Origin of the sequence: Leptothoe kymatousa TAU-MAC 1615 (assembly GCF_018739865.1) — a bacterium.
GTDB classification, from domain to species: Bacteria; Cyanobacteriota; Cyanobacteriia; order Phormidesmidales; family Phormidesmidaceae; genus Leptothoe; species Leptothoe kymatousa.
The window spans coordinates 64,173-78,666 of record NZ_JADOER010000002.1; the positions used below are offsets into that span (position 1 = coordinate 64,173).

Annotated in this window: 12 protein-coding genes and 1 tRNA gene; 8 read left to right on the top strand and 5 right to left on the bottom strand. The window is 49.3% G+C overall.

Going from position 1 to position 14,494, the window contains the following annotated elements; translation table 11 throughout:
* Positions 1-4: 4 nt before the first annotated feature.
* Positions 5-838 (top strand): 5'/3'-nucleotidase SurE, encoded by an 834-nt coding sequence (surE, locus tag IXB28_RS00720; RefSeq protein ID WP_215616627.1) that lies wholly within the window; start codon positions 5-7, stop codon positions 836-838.
* Between the two features lie 329 nt (positions 839-1,167).
* Positions 1,168-2,055, top strand: a complete 888-nt coding sequence (locus IXB28_RS00725) for an MBL fold metallo-hydrolase (RefSeq protein ID WP_215616628.1) — start codon at positions 1,168-1,170, stop codon at positions 2,053-2,055.
* A gap of 279 nt (positions 2,056-2,334) precedes the next feature.
* Here the strand turns inward: IXB28_RS00725 and IXB28_RS00730 are convergent.
* From IXB28_RS00730 to psbZ, 3 genes are all read right to left on the bottom strand, one after another.
* Positions 2,335-2,406: transfer RNA gene (locus IXB28_RS00730), tRNA-Gly, on the bottom strand.
* A gap of 256 nt (positions 2,407-2,662) precedes the next feature.
* Entirely contained in the window at positions 2,663-3,202 is a 540-nt protein-coding gene (gene ribH / locus IXB28_RS00735) for a 6,7-dimethyl-8-ribityllumazine synthase (RefSeq protein WP_215616629.1), read from the bottom strand.
* Positions 3,203-3,335: 133 nt separating this feature from the next.
* Positions 3,336-3,524, bottom strand: a complete 189-nt coding sequence (gene psbZ / locus IXB28_RS00740) for a photosystem II reaction center protein PsbZ (protein ID WP_215616630.1) — start codon at positions 3,522-3,524, stop codon at positions 3,336-3,338.
* 289 nt (positions 3,525-3,813) lie between these two features.
* Between psbZ and IXB28_RS00745 the strand changes: the two genes are divergently transcribed.
* From IXB28_RS00745 to IXB28_RS00770, 6 genes are all read left to right on the top strand, one after another.
* Entirely contained in the window at positions 3,814-6,576 is a 2,763-nt protein-coding gene (locus IXB28_RS00745; protein ID WP_215616631.1) for a CBS domain-containing protein, read from the top strand.
* A gap of 318 nt (positions 6,577-6,894) precedes the next feature.
* Positions 6,895-7,605, top strand: a complete 711-nt coding sequence (locus IXB28_RS00750; protein ID WP_215616632.1) for a hypothetical protein — start codon at positions 6,895-6,897, stop codon at positions 7,603-7,605.
* Positions 7,606-7,780: 175 nt separating this feature from the next.
* Positions 7,781-8,089: a DUF6825 family protein gene (locus tag IXB28_RS00755; protein WP_215616633.1), complete on the top strand. Its 309-nt coding sequence runs from the start codon at positions 7,781-7,783 to the stop codon at positions 8,087-8,089.
* A gap of 216 nt (positions 8,090-8,305) precedes the next feature.
* Positions 8,306-10,036 (top strand): ABC1 kinase family protein, encoded by a 1,731-nt coding sequence (locus tag IXB28_RS00760; protein WP_246559569.1) that lies wholly within the window; start codon positions 8,306-8,308, stop codon positions 10,034-10,036.
* Positions 10,037-10,158: 122 nt separating this feature from the next.
* Positions 10,159-10,890, top strand: a complete 732-nt coding sequence (locus IXB28_RS00765; protein ID WP_215616634.1) for a PP2C family protein-serine/threonine phosphatase — start codon at positions 10,159-10,161, stop codon at positions 10,888-10,890.
* 80 nt (positions 10,891-10,970) lie between these two features.
* Complete coding sequence (locus IXB28_RS00770) at positions 10,971-11,840, top strand: universal stress protein (RefSeq protein ID WP_215616635.1); 870 nt, start codon at positions 10,971-10,973, stop codon at positions 11,838-11,840.
* A gap of 71 nt (positions 11,841-11,911) precedes the next feature.
* Here IXB28_RS00770 and IXB28_RS00775 read toward each other — a convergent pair whose 3' ends face one another.
* Together IXB28_RS00775 and IXB28_RS00780 are read right to left on the bottom strand one after the other, a co-directional pair.
* Positions 11,912-13,432 (bottom strand): serine/threonine protein kinase, encoded by a 1,521-nt coding sequence (locus tag IXB28_RS00775; RefSeq protein ID WP_215616636.1) that lies wholly within the window; start codon positions 13,430-13,432, stop codon positions 11,912-11,914.
* Positions 13,433-13,849: 417 nt separating this feature from the next.
* A complete protein-coding gene (locus IXB28_RS00780) occupies positions 13,850-14,296 on the bottom strand; it encodes a hypothetical protein (RefSeq protein WP_215616637.1) in 447 nt (148 codons plus the stop codon).
* Positions 14,297-14,494 lie beyond the last annotated feature (198 nt).

Below are 14,494 nucleotides of genomic sequence, written 5' to 3' on the forward strand. Positions count from 1 at the left end.
CCCCATGAAACTATTAATCAGCAACGACGATGGTATTTTTGCGACGGGTATTCGTACCCTGGCTAATAGTCTTGCCGATGCAGGTCATGAGGTGACCGTTGTCTGTCCCGATCGGGAGCGTTCTGCTACCGGCCATGGGATTACCATGCATCGTCCGATTCGGGCTGAACAGGTAACGTCTATATATGGCGATAGTGTTAAAGCTTGGGCCTGTTCCGGTAATCCGGCTGACTGCGTTAAGTTAGCGCTAGATGCGCTGCTAGAGTCTGCACCTGACTGTGTTTTGTCAGGCATTAACCATGGCGCAAATCTGGGCAATGATGTGCTCTATTCTGGGACGGTTTCGGCTGCGATGGAAGGGTTGTTAGAAGGCATTCCCAGTGTGGCTATCAGTCTTGCTAGTTTTAGTCATTCTGACTTTCAGCCAGCAGCAGACTATGCTTGTCAATTGGTGCCCAAATTATGTTTGCTGAAGCAGCCACTGCTGCTTAATCTAAATATTCCACCGGTGGCGCAAGCCAAGATTCAAGGGGTGACCGTGGCGCGTTTGGGGGTGAGGCGGTATCGAGACTTATTTGAAAAACGGATCGACCCGCGTGGCAAAACCTATTATTGGTTAGCGGGAGAAGTGGTCGAGGAAAGCGAGCTGGATTCATCCCATGGACTGCCCAATGCCCTAAGTCCAGAGCAAAATCAGGACTTTATGGGGCGATTCCCTACGGATGCTAAGGCTGTGAAGGCCAATTACATCACGATGACACCGCTTCATTACGATCTCACGGCCTATGGTGACCTTTCGACTCTTCAGGGAGCTCTATCTAACTTGCTTCCATATTGATGCATACGCCTACTTTTAGGACCGCTGTGGGCAAACTGGCTTTAAGCAAGATAGCTTAATCTTAAAATTAAGCATCTAGTGTCCCAATGGTTTGCCGTATCTATATTTGATTCACAAACCTACTTTCTACAGCGATGGGCCCTATGGCCTGATCTATAAAGACAGTCTGGGTTTCCAATAGATGTGCATGAATCAATGGGTAATATGATTCCTGAATATCGCTAATTTCTTAAAAAAGGGAAATGCGTGGCCTAAGGGGGTTTATCAAGCCAGTCAATGCCATTAAGCTCTAAATTCGCGTCCCTCATTAACGTCATTACTAGCCACTGATGTCCGACTCGAATGCTCAATTTACAATTCATTTTTGGGGTGTGCGAGGGAGCATTCCCTGCCCTGGTTCTGAGACAGTGCGTTACGGTGGGAATACGTCATGTATTGAGATGCGTATTAATGGTGAGCGTTTAATTTTTGATGGCGGAACGGGCTTACGGGAGCTGGGCCAACATATTTTGGTGGAGGGGCAAGCGGTACACGCGAGTTTATTTTTCACCCACTCCCATTGGGACCATATTCAAGGGTTTCCATTTTTCGTACCTGCTTTTTTGCCGAGCAACCAGTTTGAAGTTTACGGTGTGATTTCACCTAATGGTGCGACCATCGAGCAGCGTTTGAATGATCAAATGTTGCATCCCAATTTTCCAGTGCCGCTGCAGATTATGCAGGCCCAGCTCAAGTTTTGCGATTTGTCCATTGGTGAAACAGTCGCCGTGGGTGATATTAACGTCATGAATGCTTTGTTAAACCATCCTGGCGAGGCGGTAGGGTATCGCGTTGAGTGGAATGGGTTAGCGGCTGCCTACATTACGGATACGGAGCACTTTCCAGATCGGTTAGATGAAAATGTGCTCTATCTGGCGCAAAATGCTGATGTGATGATTTACGACTGTACCTATACAGATGCAGAGTATCACTCCGAAACCAGTAGCAAGGTGGGCTGGGGCCACTCCACTTGGCAAGAGGCGGTTAAATTAGCTAAAGCTGCCAATGTGAAAAAGCTAGTGGTGTTTCACCATGACCCTCTCCATGATGATGACTTTATGGACGACATTGGCTATAAAACAGCGGCTGAGTTCCCTAATAGTATTGTGGCCCGTGAAGGTATGGTCTTAGACCTAGCTGAGCTTAGGTCCCTTGAACTAGCTAGCCTTGAAAGCTAGTGGTCTGCCAAGAATATGACTTGAAATGAGGCGGGTAAAGAGTCAAGCGAGGTGAAGAGTCACTCTTTACGCCTCATGGCGACTAATCCTAATTTTTAGCTTTGACGCTGAACTCGTATTCGAGGGGCACGAGTTCTAATTCTTTAGCATTGAAGCATTACTCATCCATTAGAAGCCGATGAGCTGCCAATCTTGTAATCTGGGCTACAGACAAAGTGCCTGTAAGTAAATATATCTACTATGGGAAAATAGTTGATACATTACTGACTTAGTTTTAAAAGCGGGTGACGCGATTCGAACGCGCGACATTCACCTTGGCAAGGTGACGCTCTACCACTGAGCTACACCCGCATTTGCCTTGTTTTGACCTTATTAAGGATGCCACAAAGAGTTTTTCTTTGTCAAACCAATTCTGAAAAAAAAATGGTTTTGCTGGTCTGCGGATAACTGTATCTTTGCTCATTCTGATGATGCGTGATTCTTGAGGGCGATACCTCCATGGAGGTTGAATATGGCTGTGGTGGCTACGGGCTTACGAGGTCAGTAGCCAAGGCGCTTGGAGCTATGCATTCCCCCAGTCTCTCCACTCCATATTCAACGCGATGCGTTAACTTTCTGTGGCGGTGGGGAGCTGTGGGACGAGGTTAGGCATATCTAGGGTTGTGGCTGTTTTGGGAAGTTGAGACATGAGGCTGGCCATTTCTAGTGCGCTCATGGCGTAGTTCCAGCCGAGGTTGCTTTTAATGCCAGCTCGCTCCAAGGCTTGTTGCATGGAATCTGTTGTGAGAATCCCAAAGACGACCGGGACCCCGGTTTGAAAGCCTGCAGCGGCAATGCCTTTGGACACTTCGCCAGCGACATAGTCGAAGTGGGGGGTTTGTCCTCGAATGACGGCACCAAGACAAATAATGGCGTTGTAGCGACCGCTCAATGCCAGTTGTCGAGCCACAAGGGCAACTTCGAAACTACCGGGGACCCAGGCATAGTCCACCTGGGTTCCTTGAGGGTCTATATTGACACCATGGCGTTTCAAGCAATCTTGGCAACCTTCTAGCAATTTATTGGTCACTAAGTCGTTAAATCGACCGATTACAATTGCAAATTTAGCGTTGCGTGCACGATCAAAATTCCCTTCGAAAACTGCCATGGGGGTACTTTATTTTTCCAAAAAATAAGGTGGTAAGTCTCAATGACCTTACCACCTGATCGTAAATGTTTCGTATTGGTGATCTCAGGAGCTATGGCTAGCAAAATAACCAAGCTTGCTGTGGCTGATCATGTTAAACCACTAGGTAATTGAGGCTGCCTACTACAACTACTAGGACTGCCCAAATGATAGAACCTAGGAAAATGAGTCGCTTTGATTGCTCCCAATTTTGGGGGGAAGCGTAGGCTACGGGAACCCCGATTACCATTACAAAAGACCAAACTACCAGAACAAATAATAACAGTTGGAACAGGATAGACATAACTCGCCACTCTCAAGACAGCAAAACATCTGATACACCATGCCCTAGATGGAAATCTGCCATATTAGCCCAGCTGAATTTCAATCTTAGGCTTGGACAAGCCTCTTAATCTATTGATGGTGATACAGTATGGAGCACTGATCGCCCTGTTTAGTAAGCTATCAAACATTAGGCCCCTAAATAAAGCGTTTTCTATGAATCTGGTGGATTAATTTTTTCTAGATCAATATTTATGGCTGGGTGTTGGCTGTGAGGAAAGCTTGATGGGGGCAGGCTTTGGGGATTGGGTATGGATTTGATTCTTTGCCATACAACTGCAGATTTTGATACATTGGGCGCCGCCGTTGGATTGTCATGTTTGTGTCCTGGGAGCCGTATTGTTTTGCCCGGGGGGACCCATGCTGCGGTAAGGGCATTTTTGGCGCTGCATCGGGATGAGTATCCATTAATTGAACGTCGTGCGGTGACGTTGGCGATGATGCGGTCGATTATGGTGGTGGACTGCCATCTGCGTAGTCGCTTGGGGGGAGCCTCAGCCTGGATTGAGTATGCGATCGCAAACCAGCTGCCGATTACCATTTACGACCACCACACGGCATCAGCCCCCGATATGCCTGGGGCGCATCACATTGAAGCGGTGGGGGCCACGACGACCCTGGTGGTAGAAGCGCTCCAGCAGGCCAACCGCACCCTGTCGCCCACCCAAGCAACGGTGATGGCCTTAGGTATTCATGGCGATACAGGATCGTTAACCTTTGCCCAGGCCACCCCGAGGGATGCCCATGCTTTAGCTTGGTTAATGGAGCAGGGGGCGAACCAGCAAACCGTTGCTGAGTCAAGTGAACCAGGCCTGTCCCAGGTACTACAGGATCTGCTGAGTTTTGCCTTGGATACGGCAGTGGTCCACCGGGAAAATGGCTATGCCATTGCCACCGTCTATTTAGAGACCCCACAATTTACGGCGGGCCTATCTACCTTAGCCAGTCATTTGATCACCCTATTGGGGGTGGATAGTCTGTTGTTAGCAGCGGTCTATGAAGCCAAAGCTAAATCGAGGCTAACCCTGATTAGTCGGACCCGTGCCCATACCGGGGTGAATTGCCAGGCTTTGTTGCAGCCCTATGGCGGCGGTGGCCACATTTGTGCTGCTGCGGCGAATCTTGCCCCCGATGACGATCCTGAGGGGGTCTTCCAACAGGTCTGTCAGGCCCTAAAGCAGGCCCATCATCCGTCTGTGGTGGCTCAAGATGTGATGTCGTCCCCCGTCAGAACTATCCGGGCGGGCACGACGGTGGCAGATGCCCAACGAATTTTGCTGCGCTATGGCCATTCAGGTCTATGTGTGGCCAATGAAGCGGGCGAACTTCAAGGGATTATTTCGCGGCGGGACATTGATTTAGCCCTGCACCATGGATTTAGCCATGCACCGGTCAAAGGGTATATGACCCTTGATTTAAAGACGGTTACTCCTGGGACGGCTTTGGATGAAATTCAGTCCCTGATGGTGACCTACGATGTGGGTCGTTTACCCGTCATCGATGGGAGTGCGTTGGTCGGTATTGTTACCCGCACCGATGTATTGCGGCAGATGTATCCCGCTGTTGCCTCGGCCCAGAATGATGGGGGTGGGCTCAACATCAATGTGTATCAGCGGTTGCAAACATCGCTCCAGGCCTATCCAACGGCTCTAGAATCCCAAGAACTCTGGGCCTTGCTAAGTCAGATCGCCAAGGCTGCCCAGCAACGGGGATGGCATCTCTATGTGGTAGGTGGTGCGGTGCGAGATCTGCTACTGGCCCCTGAAAATACCGTAGTTCCCCTAAAAGATATTGACCTGGTGGTGGATAGTTTTCGCTCATCCGTGGTGGATGGGGCGGGGGTGGTTTTGGCGCAGCAGCTACAGCAACAGTATCCAGAGGCTGAACTGCAGGTCCATGGCGAGTTTCAGACTGCGGCGTTGATTTGGCGGGCACGGGCGGGGCATGCGCCGTTAATGATTGATATTGCTACGGCGCGCACAGAATTCTATCCTTATCCAGCGGCTAATCCGGAGGTAGAAGCTAGCTCGATTCGTCAGGATCTCTATCGACGAGACTTTACGATCAATGCCCTGGCCATTCGTTTAACATCCCCTCAGCCAGGGCTGCTATTAGATTTTTTTGGCGGGGCTTTAGATCTGCGGCGGCGCCAGGTGCGGGTGTTGCACGCTAACAGTTTTATTGAGGACCCCACCCGCATTTTTCGGGCCGTGCGCTTTGCGGTGCGGTTGGGGTTCACCCTGGATGCCCAAACCGAACGATTTATTCGCTATGCCATCGATAGCGGTATCTACGCGGATCTCCAAGCCCAGAAAGAAAGGCGGCGACTACCCGCTCTGCAGACTCGCCTCAAGGCCGAGCTATCCTACATTTTTCAAGCGGATTACTGGGCCCAGTCCTTAGGTCTTTTGGATAAATTGGGCGCTTTGAGCTGTTTGCATCCCGACTTGTCCATTGATGCGGCCCTCTGGCGGCAGATGCACCGGGTCGGGCGGTGGCGACAGCGCTTTATCGATGCTGTAGGGCGAGATATGGGGGTGGCGCCTTGGTTAATGCGTCTAGAGGTGCTGCTGGCTAAACTGGATGCGCGATCGCAAATAGCCACCGATCTGCAACTACCCCTTGGCTCGATTCAACGCCTAGAACATCTTGGCTCAACAGAAGCCACCCTGTTAGCGCAGTTGCAGCCAAAGCAATTACCCAGCGATATCTATCAAACCCTAGAAACCTACGATATTCCTACCCTACTACTGGCCAGTGTGCGCTATCCAAAGCGCATTGGGACCTACGTTTGGCAGTATGCCACCCGTCTGATTCATATAAAATCGCCCATTGACGGTTATCATCTCAAGCGTTTGGGGTATGCCCCGGGCCCAACCTATCGGCAAATGCTAACCGTACTCACCCATGCCGCCTTAGATGGCCATGTCGTTTCCGTAGACTCTGCTGAAGCTTATCTAAAGCGGCATTACCCCTTGGAACAACTGCACCCTCAATCGAATCCATCTGATTAGCGAGCCATACACAGCGAAAAATTGTTACATGGGCCATTTCCCAATCTATGACCGTAGCAAGCAAAATTAATTTTTTATGCTGGAAACTCCCATGGGGTAAGCCTTACAGGGGCTCCGTTGCAAAAATATACTTGCTCCTACCGTTGCCATTTATCCACTGCTATCGATACAGTTGGAAACTAATGAAATATTAAGTTTTTTGCCATACTATTTTGGCTGTTGAGGTCGAAGATCGTTTGTATTGATTCTGTAATCTACTATTCCGCCCTCAAGTTTTAAGCCCTACTCCACTTATTCCTTACCTGTCTTGGTGCCTATATGCAGATGATACCGCCACCTGCTAAACCAACCGTACAATCTTTCAAGTCCCAAACTGGTAACGGGGCGAAGCGGCGATGGATTTTTTTGGGGGCGACGGCAACGGTAGCTAGCGTCATTGGCATTGCTTTAGGCAGTACCGTCCGCTTTCAGGTGGCTTCAGGGGAGGTTGCTCCCTTATTTAAGCCTCAGCAGGACTTTCCCCCTTTAGCCGAATGGCCACCGGCAGTCCCGTCAGAGCAAGACAATAATCGAGAGTTAGATGCTTGGGATAGGGTGACCGAAGTCCCACAGTTGGTATATAACGACGTGCCCGACGATGGCCCCGAGCCCTTCGATGACTATGCTGCCGATTCATCCCTAGATGCGGAGCAGGATGCCGTAGCTGATGATGAGCTTCCCCCTGTATCTGAAAATTTTGCATCCAGCAGAGATGATTTTTCGTCATCTAGATTTGATTACGATCGCGATTCCTTCCCAGACTCAACCGTGCCCGCACCCCCCGTCCTGGGCGATACACAATTAGACGATTTGCCAGCAGATGAGGCGGATAGCTGGACTTCGGACCGCCAATCTTTCGCTGATGAAGATGACTCTGATCGATGGTCACCGAATCCGGCAGAATCATCCGATGTTTCGTCTGACGCAGACCCTGCTTTGCCAGCAGCAGCTGAACTGCCCCCGTTTAGGGATGATGATTTTATTGATTAGCCCGTTTGCAGGCTGAGGGGATGCGCCCGGCCAAACTGGCTTATTATTTAGTGTGTGGCCCCAAACTTAACCCACGCATTAGTGGGGGCAAAAAATATTTGATAGGTTTACTCATTTGGGCGCAGCTAGCCTTAAACCATGGGTATAATGTCGCTTAGATATCCGTAATAAATTTATGAGTAATCCAACGCTGCAAGCGTTCTTCCTAGGGCGAGCCTTAGCAACGGCTATCGGTGAAAAAGTTGAAGAGGCATTTACCGCTGGCATGAGTAATGTTGGGCGTTTTGATGCTGAACAGCGGGAATGGCTGCATCGCTTTGTTGAAGATGTTTTTGAGCAAGCTCAGTCCTCCCAAGTAAACGTTTCATCTTCAGATTCTACGGATGCTGAGGTTGGCGAAGATTTGCAAGCCACCATTGATAATTTGAGAGCAGAAATTGCTCAAGTTCGAGTCGCGCTGCAGCAATATCGCGCTTCTTCCTAGGGATAGGAGAGAATATAAACGTAATCGGCATTGCGGCCAGAATTCATCTGCCAGGTCGACAGCCACTTTTCAGTCCACCTTTTCTATGCCGTTGGCCATTCAGGAGACTGCGTGTCTACAGTTCCCAATACAACTGATCAAGTGTCACCTGGGGAACATTCGTTGCCAAAGCGTGCCCCAGATAACCACAGCGATATCCAGGCAGCGGCTTTGACCATGCCTTCATCGGATATTTCGTCGAGGACGCATTTACCTGATAAACAGTTGCCCAATTTGCCAGAAGAAAAGCGCTATCGTTGGAACCGTCGTTACAGTCGACCAGAGCGATTCGTTGATATCTGGTCGTTTTTTTTGACCCTGCTGGGTAAGCGATGGCTGTACGGAAAGTCATGGAGTTATTCCGGTGGCATTTCGCCTGAAAAACAGGCGGCTCGTCGTCGCGCTCAGGCCCAATGGATTCGGCATACATGCCTCAATTTAGGCCCTACATTCATTAAGTTAGGGCAGCTATTTTCAACCCGTTCCGATCTGTTTCCGATTGAATACGTTGAGGAACTATCGAAGCTTCAGGACCAGGTTCCTGCTTTTAGTTACGAACAGGTTAAGACAATTATTGCTGCGGATCTAGGTCGCCCGGTTGATGAGCTTTTCCAAAGCTTTGATCCGATTCCTTTAGCGGCGGCCAGTTTAGGGCAGGTGCACCGCGCCCAGCTCCATTCTGGAGAAGACGTTGTTGTAAAAATTCAGCGCCCTGATCTACAGCGCCTATTTCAGATTGATCTATCTATCCTCAAGGGAATTGCCCACTATTTTCAAAACCATCCTGAGTGGGGAAAAGGTCGAGACTGGATTGGGATTTATGAAGAATGTTGCCGTATTTTGTGGCTAGAAATTGATTTTCTTCATGAGGGTCGTAATGCTGATACGTTTCGACGTAATTTCCGTGATATCGACTGGGTTAAGGCTCCCCGAATTTATTGGAGATATGCAGCCAAGCGCGTATTGACCTTAGAGTATTTGCCCGGTATCAAGATTAGCCACTACGAGTCCTTGGAGGCGGCAGGTTTAGACCGGCAGCGCTTGGCTCAGCTTGGGGCTCAAGCTTATCTACATCAGTTGCTCAATGATGGCTTTTTCCATGCCGACCCCCATCCTGGAAATATTGCGGTCAATCCAGATGGAGCTCTCATTTTTTATGACTTTGGCATGATGGGGGAAATCAAGCCCATTACTCGGGATGGCTTGATGCGCACGTTCATGGGTGTGGCTCAGCGTAATGCTGATATGGTGATGGCTTCTCTCCTTGATTTGGGAGCGTTGGAAGAAACTGACGATATGGGGCCTGTGCGCCGCTCGATTCAGTATATTCTAGACAACTTTATGGACAAGCCCTTTGAGGATCAGTCCATCACCGCCATTAGTGACGATTTGTACGCGGTTGCCTATGATCAACCATTTCGATTTCCAGCGACGTTTACCTTTGTAATGCGAGCCTTTTCTACACTAGAAGGTGTGGGTAAAGGTCTGGATCCAGACTTTAATTTTATGGAGGCTGCAAAACCATTTGCTAATCAGCTTATGACTAATGTTTCTAACTCCTCTACCAACGGATTAATCGGTGAAATTAGCCGTCAGGCTGCGCAAGTGGGTAGTTCGGCTTTTGGGCTGCCACGGCGCATTGAAGATTCTTTAGATCGGTTAGATCGAGGGGATATTCGGGTTAGGGTACGCTCAATTGAAACCGATCGGGCTATCCGTCGCCTTAGCAGTGTCAATTTGATGACAAATTACACCTTACTGTTGGGCACCTTTACCCTGTCGGCTACATTACTGTTGGTTAGTCAGTTGCCGTGGATTGCTTTGGCAATGGCTGTACCGGCTGTTGCTTCAGGGATTGCATTGATTCGTGCTTTGATGCGACTTGGTCGTGCTGACCGTATGCCCTAGTTTTATTGTTGCTGAGCTAAATGCGTATTCAATCTGTCGGTTTTGCTTAATTGCTAGATGTCTGATTGAAAACTCGATGGGTTATCAGCAATGCGTTCTACTTCTATATGCCTAGATGCTTTATGCAACGCTTTTTTGCTGGTTTAACGGATCCAGGATTACTCAGGACAAGTAATCAAGATGCTTATTACCTGGATAATTTAGGCCGGTTTTTTGTAGTTGCTGATGGCATGGGCGGACATGCGGGCGGGCAGGAAGCTAGTCGTTTAGCCATAGAAGCGATCTATCACTATTTGGATAATCATTGGGATAGTTCCGAATCGCCAGATGTGATGCTGCGTAAGGCTTTTATTGCGGCTAACGATGCGATTTTAAAAGACCAGTATAGCCATCCTGAGCGGGCGGACATGGGCACGACGGCGGTGGCGGTTATGTTTTGGGGCCCTGACCATGAGCCTTGGTGTGCCCATGTGGGCGATTCCCGGCTGTATCGTTTACGGGGCGCTAAGTTAGATCAGATTACGATGGATCATACGTGGGTGGCCAAAGCCATTGAAGATGGTGAGTTGACCGTGGATGAATCTAAGCATCATCCTTGGCGCCATGTGTTGTCCCAATGTTTGGGGCGTAAAGACTTGAATCGAATTGATATTCAGTCGTTAGATGTCCTGGGGGGCGATCGCTTGTTGCTGTGTAGCGATGGTTTGACTGAGGAGCTGTCTGATCCGTTAATTGCGACTCATTTGAAAAGTATCCGCGCTTGCCCTACGGCGGCTGAATCTTTGGTGGATGCGGCGAAACAGCGTGGCGGGCGAGACAATATCACGGTGGTGGTGGTTGCATTTCAAGACTAGCTTTGCGCTGATGGGCGCCCGCTGTGGTGGTGTCTGGGTCTCTGTTCTTTGTCGGTTGGGTGATTGGAGAATCGTGCTAGATGTTTAAGTGTGCGCTCGTTTGTACTGACTTCACTGATAGTTTGCAACGGCTGATTAAATTTGTGCCTGATGTGGTGCAGTCAGGTTTGGACAAAATTGTGTTTTTCCATAATGTTGCGATTACGGCGGAGCGTGAAATTCCGAAAGTTGACGCGGCTGCGATCGCAAGTGCGGAAGAAACCCTAGCGACAGCCCAAGAAGCTACGTTGCCCGACGGCAAGTCCGTGGTGGTTGAGGTCTGTTCTGGCCGGGTGCTCGACAATATCTCCAAGGTTGCCCGTCGCCACCATGCGGATGTCGTGATCTTGGGCACCCCTACTCGCTCACTGTTAACGGAGCGCATCTTTGGTAGTACGACGGTGGGTATTGCCAAACAGTTGGAGATTCCCCTGATGATTTTGCGTCCTCCGCTGGTATCGGCCTATCGAGAGCAAGAGCTGAGCCTGCGCTGCCAAACCTTGTTTGACCATCTGTTGGTGCCCTTTGACGGCAGTAAAAGCGCTAACCATTTGGTTGAAAATATCAAGGCTGCGGCTCAAACACATTCCCATCCAAAGCAGTGCACGCTTTGCTGGGTGGTGGATGATTCTATTCGTGTGGAGTTACGACAGCCGGAAGACCAGGTCAAAGCGCTGCTGCAGGACGCTAAGGCAAATTTGGAGGCGGCTGGCATAGAAGTATTTTCTGAGATGCGTGCCGGGGATCCCCAGTCCGAAATTCTGAAGTCGGCAGAAGTGAATGATATTTCTGCGATCGCAATTTCCTCCGGTAAATCCAAAGGCATCCTGAAATGGTCAGTTCCTAGCTTTACCAGTGCGTTGTTGCGCTCTAGCTGGCATCCCGTGATTCACTTCCCCAGCGCTAATTGAGCTTTCAAAACCTAGGGCTGTCGGCGCCCGTGAGCCACAGCTTATCTATCAGCACGCGGCGTTTGGCCGGTTTACTCGCTAGAGTGCATGGCCTCAAAGCTCAGCAGCATCCTGGGTTTTAGATTTTCATTCAATTCCTTCTTCAGTAGGGTCTTACTCTCTTGGGCATTGCCAATGGGCATGATGGAGCGTGCCATCAGGATCCATTCTTTCAGGAGTTTTTGCTGTGGTGCGGCAATATTGAGGCGTCTCAAGTTGACAAAATTGTTAGGAGATTCTTTGCCGAAAAAGAGTATGCGATAAACACCAGACTCTCCCAAACACCAGAGAAATTTCTGAGTGCCAGGATTTTTAAGATCCAAATAGCTAGATAACCATCGAGCCCCTTGCTGTTTGTTATAGAAAGCCGTCAGCCAAAGCACCATGGGGTAAGGGTTACGAACACACAAAAAATTATTAGCACTGGTGTTAGTAATGCGCTGTTCGATTTCTAGGGAGCCCAACATGGCCCATAGTGTCGGCAGCTGACGATTGCTCATGGAGAGCAACTTGGGAAAAACAATTTCAGCAATGGGGGTCTTGGGAGGCCAAACCTGGAGTCGACAAAATCGATCTTCTTCTGAGCCACTGGGACTTTCAGGTTTAGAAATGACTGGGGTTTTTCGTAGCGTGCTACGAATTTGTTTACTCAGTTTGATGGAGTGACCGAGTCTATTTTCTAGGGGCGCTAGCTGATCCAGTAGGTGCTCAACGCTGTCGGGACGTTGGTCCCGATCTTTCGCCAGGCAGCCCATGACTGAATCTTTGAGTATTTTGGGCAGGGCTCCGTAGGGGGATAGTCCTTCTAACGGCGTCGGTTCTTGGGAACGATGCGCTTTATACCAGCCGCCGAATGTATTGTTGTTAGGACGAAACGGCAAGCGGCCTGTGATCATCTGGTACATCATAACGCCCAGGCTATAGATGTCAGACCGTCGGTCTAGCTCTTGCCCCTCCATTTGTTCGGGGGATGCATAGGCTAGCGTTCCCATGAAGCTACTGGTTTGTTCACTATTGTCGGACTGCATAAATTTCGCAATGCCAAAATCTAAGATTTTGACCAGTTCACCAACGCTGGTGCTTTGGGTGACTAGGATATTGCTAGGCTTAATGTCCCGATGAATAATGGGGATTACCTGACCGTTGAGAACAATGCCTTTATGGGCGGTTTCTAACCCTAAGCAAATTTGCCGAGTAAAATCGATAAATCTCGCAATGGGTAATGGTGTTGAGTGGATAACCTGTCCTAGATTTTGTCCCTTTAAATATTCCATTACATAGAAAGGGATTTCGTCGTCAGTCACGCCGTAGTCCGTTACCCTGACCACATGGATACTATTGTTGCCTAGCTGGGCACAGGTCATGGCTTCTCGCATAAACCGCTCTTTCATGTGATCGTTGAGCAAGGTTCGAGCGAGAAATTTCACTGCGACGCGCACCCCTCCGAGCAGCATATCTTCCGCCAGATAGACTTTGCCCATCGAGCCTTGACCGATGGAGTCCATCAGCTCATATCGATTAGCAAGTCTAAGACCAAAGTAAGTGTCTGGCATGTAACGGGGTGAATTGACGAGGTTGCATTAAACGTAGCAGATGTGTCGGCGCCATTCTTGTGGGGCTTACTGTTTTAATATTCCCCAAGGTCAGCATTTTAAGAAGTGATCAACAACTGGATGAGTGATCTCAACGGCATGGGAGTTCAAACGCTGCTGGCGTGCTAATGATTTCTAACCGGATGTCGGGTCTTGGGCAGCCCCTGGGTGGAACGGCTTTCAGTGCCAGGTTTTGGTTGATAAACCCAGATGTTAGTCAGGGGGCTTGCTTCAGGAAACCTGTGTTCGCAAGGGTGACTATGGGTGGGCAAAGGGTAATTTTTCTATGCTAGCTTATGGGTCGCTTTATAATACGTTCCTAAGATTACTCGCGGTTACAGAATAATCTTGGGTGCTTTGGGCAAGACTGTTGGTCCGTTATCCCAAATGTTGTTCAATGACGGCTTCCATGGTGCTGTTTAAGTGGTGCCCAGCAATAATGCCGCCGGAAAAGTGATACTTATGGGCATCGATGCGATAGAGCGTTTCAAATCCGGTGCGCATTTGTCGATCTTGTAGGGCCCAATATTGTTGAACAATTGATTCTGGTGCAATCCAGCCTTCTCCTTCTACACGTCCCAGCAGGCTATGTTGCAGTACGAAGGTATATTGGCGATTGCCAGTCGTAAGCCGGCCTTTGTATTGAAGGGCAATATCGTCCAATTCCCCATTGGGGAAGACGAGTTTCGTGACCATTGTGAACCAGTCTTTGCGATTCCAGGCTACTAAGATTTTGCCCTTAACCGTTATGGGCAATAAATCCTGTGCTAACCAGTTACCTTGAAGGGTCCAACGCCCTGGCTCAATCAGAAAACTGTGGTTCACCTGTTCTCCCTAATGGTCGATGACAATTGATATCAAGAGCTGTGGATCCGTAATCTATGCTGGCGTTGTTGTTCCTTGTGATGATTGCATATTCCCCCTTTAGATTCTAGGTAAGCTCTACTGAGCGATGATCCAGGGGATATGCTTGGTCTTGCTATGGGGCTATGGCCCTAGAGCAGCTGTCTAAATCAGGATAGA

What these genes read in the sequence shown, in the direction of transcription:
- ribH (WP_215616629.1), bottom strand. Translation starts at nt 3,202, where the DNA reads ATGGCAGTTTTCGAAGGGAATTTTGATCGTGCACGCAACGCTAAATTT.
- surE (WP_215616627.1), top strand. Translation starts at nt 5, where the DNA reads ATGAAACTATTAATCAGCAACGACGATGGTATTTTTGCGACGGGTATT.
- IXB28_RS00760 (WP_246559569.1), top strand. Translation starts at nt 8,306, where the DNA reads ATGCCTTCATCGGATATTTCGTCGAGGACGCATTTACCTGATAAACAG.
- IXB28_RS00770 (WP_215616635.1), top strand. Translation starts at nt 10,971, where the DNA reads ATGTTTAAGTGTGCGCTCGTTTGTACTGACTTCACTGATAGTTTGCAA.
- IXB28_RS00750 (WP_215616632.1), top strand. Translation starts at nt 6,895, where the DNA reads ATGCAGATGATACCGCCACCTGCTAAACCAACCGTACAATCTTTCAAG.
- IXB28_RS00745 (WP_215616631.1), top strand. Translation starts at nt 3,814, where the DNA reads ATGGATTTGATTCTTTGCCATACAACTGCAGATTTTGATACATTGGGC.
- IXB28_RS00765 (WP_215616634.1), top strand. Translation starts at nt 10,159, where the DNA reads ATGCAACGCTTTTTTGCTGGTTTAACGGATCCAGGATTACTCAGGACA.
- IXB28_RS00775 (WP_215616636.1), bottom strand. Translation starts at nt 13,432, where the DNA reads ATGCCAGACACTTACTTTGGTCTTAGACTTGCTAATCGATATGAGCTG.
- IXB28_RS00725 (WP_215616628.1), top strand. Translation starts at nt 1,168, where the DNA reads ATGTCCGACTCGAATGCTCAATTTACAATTCATTTTTGGGGTGTGCGA.
- IXB28_RS00755 (WP_215616633.1), top strand. Translation starts at nt 7,781, where the DNA reads ATGAGTAATCCAACGCTGCAAGCGTTCTTCCTAGGGCGAGCCTTAGCA.
- psbZ (WP_215616630.1), bottom strand. Translation starts at nt 3,524, where the DNA reads ATGTCTATCCTGTTCCAACTGTTATTATTTGTTCTGGTAGTTTGGTCT.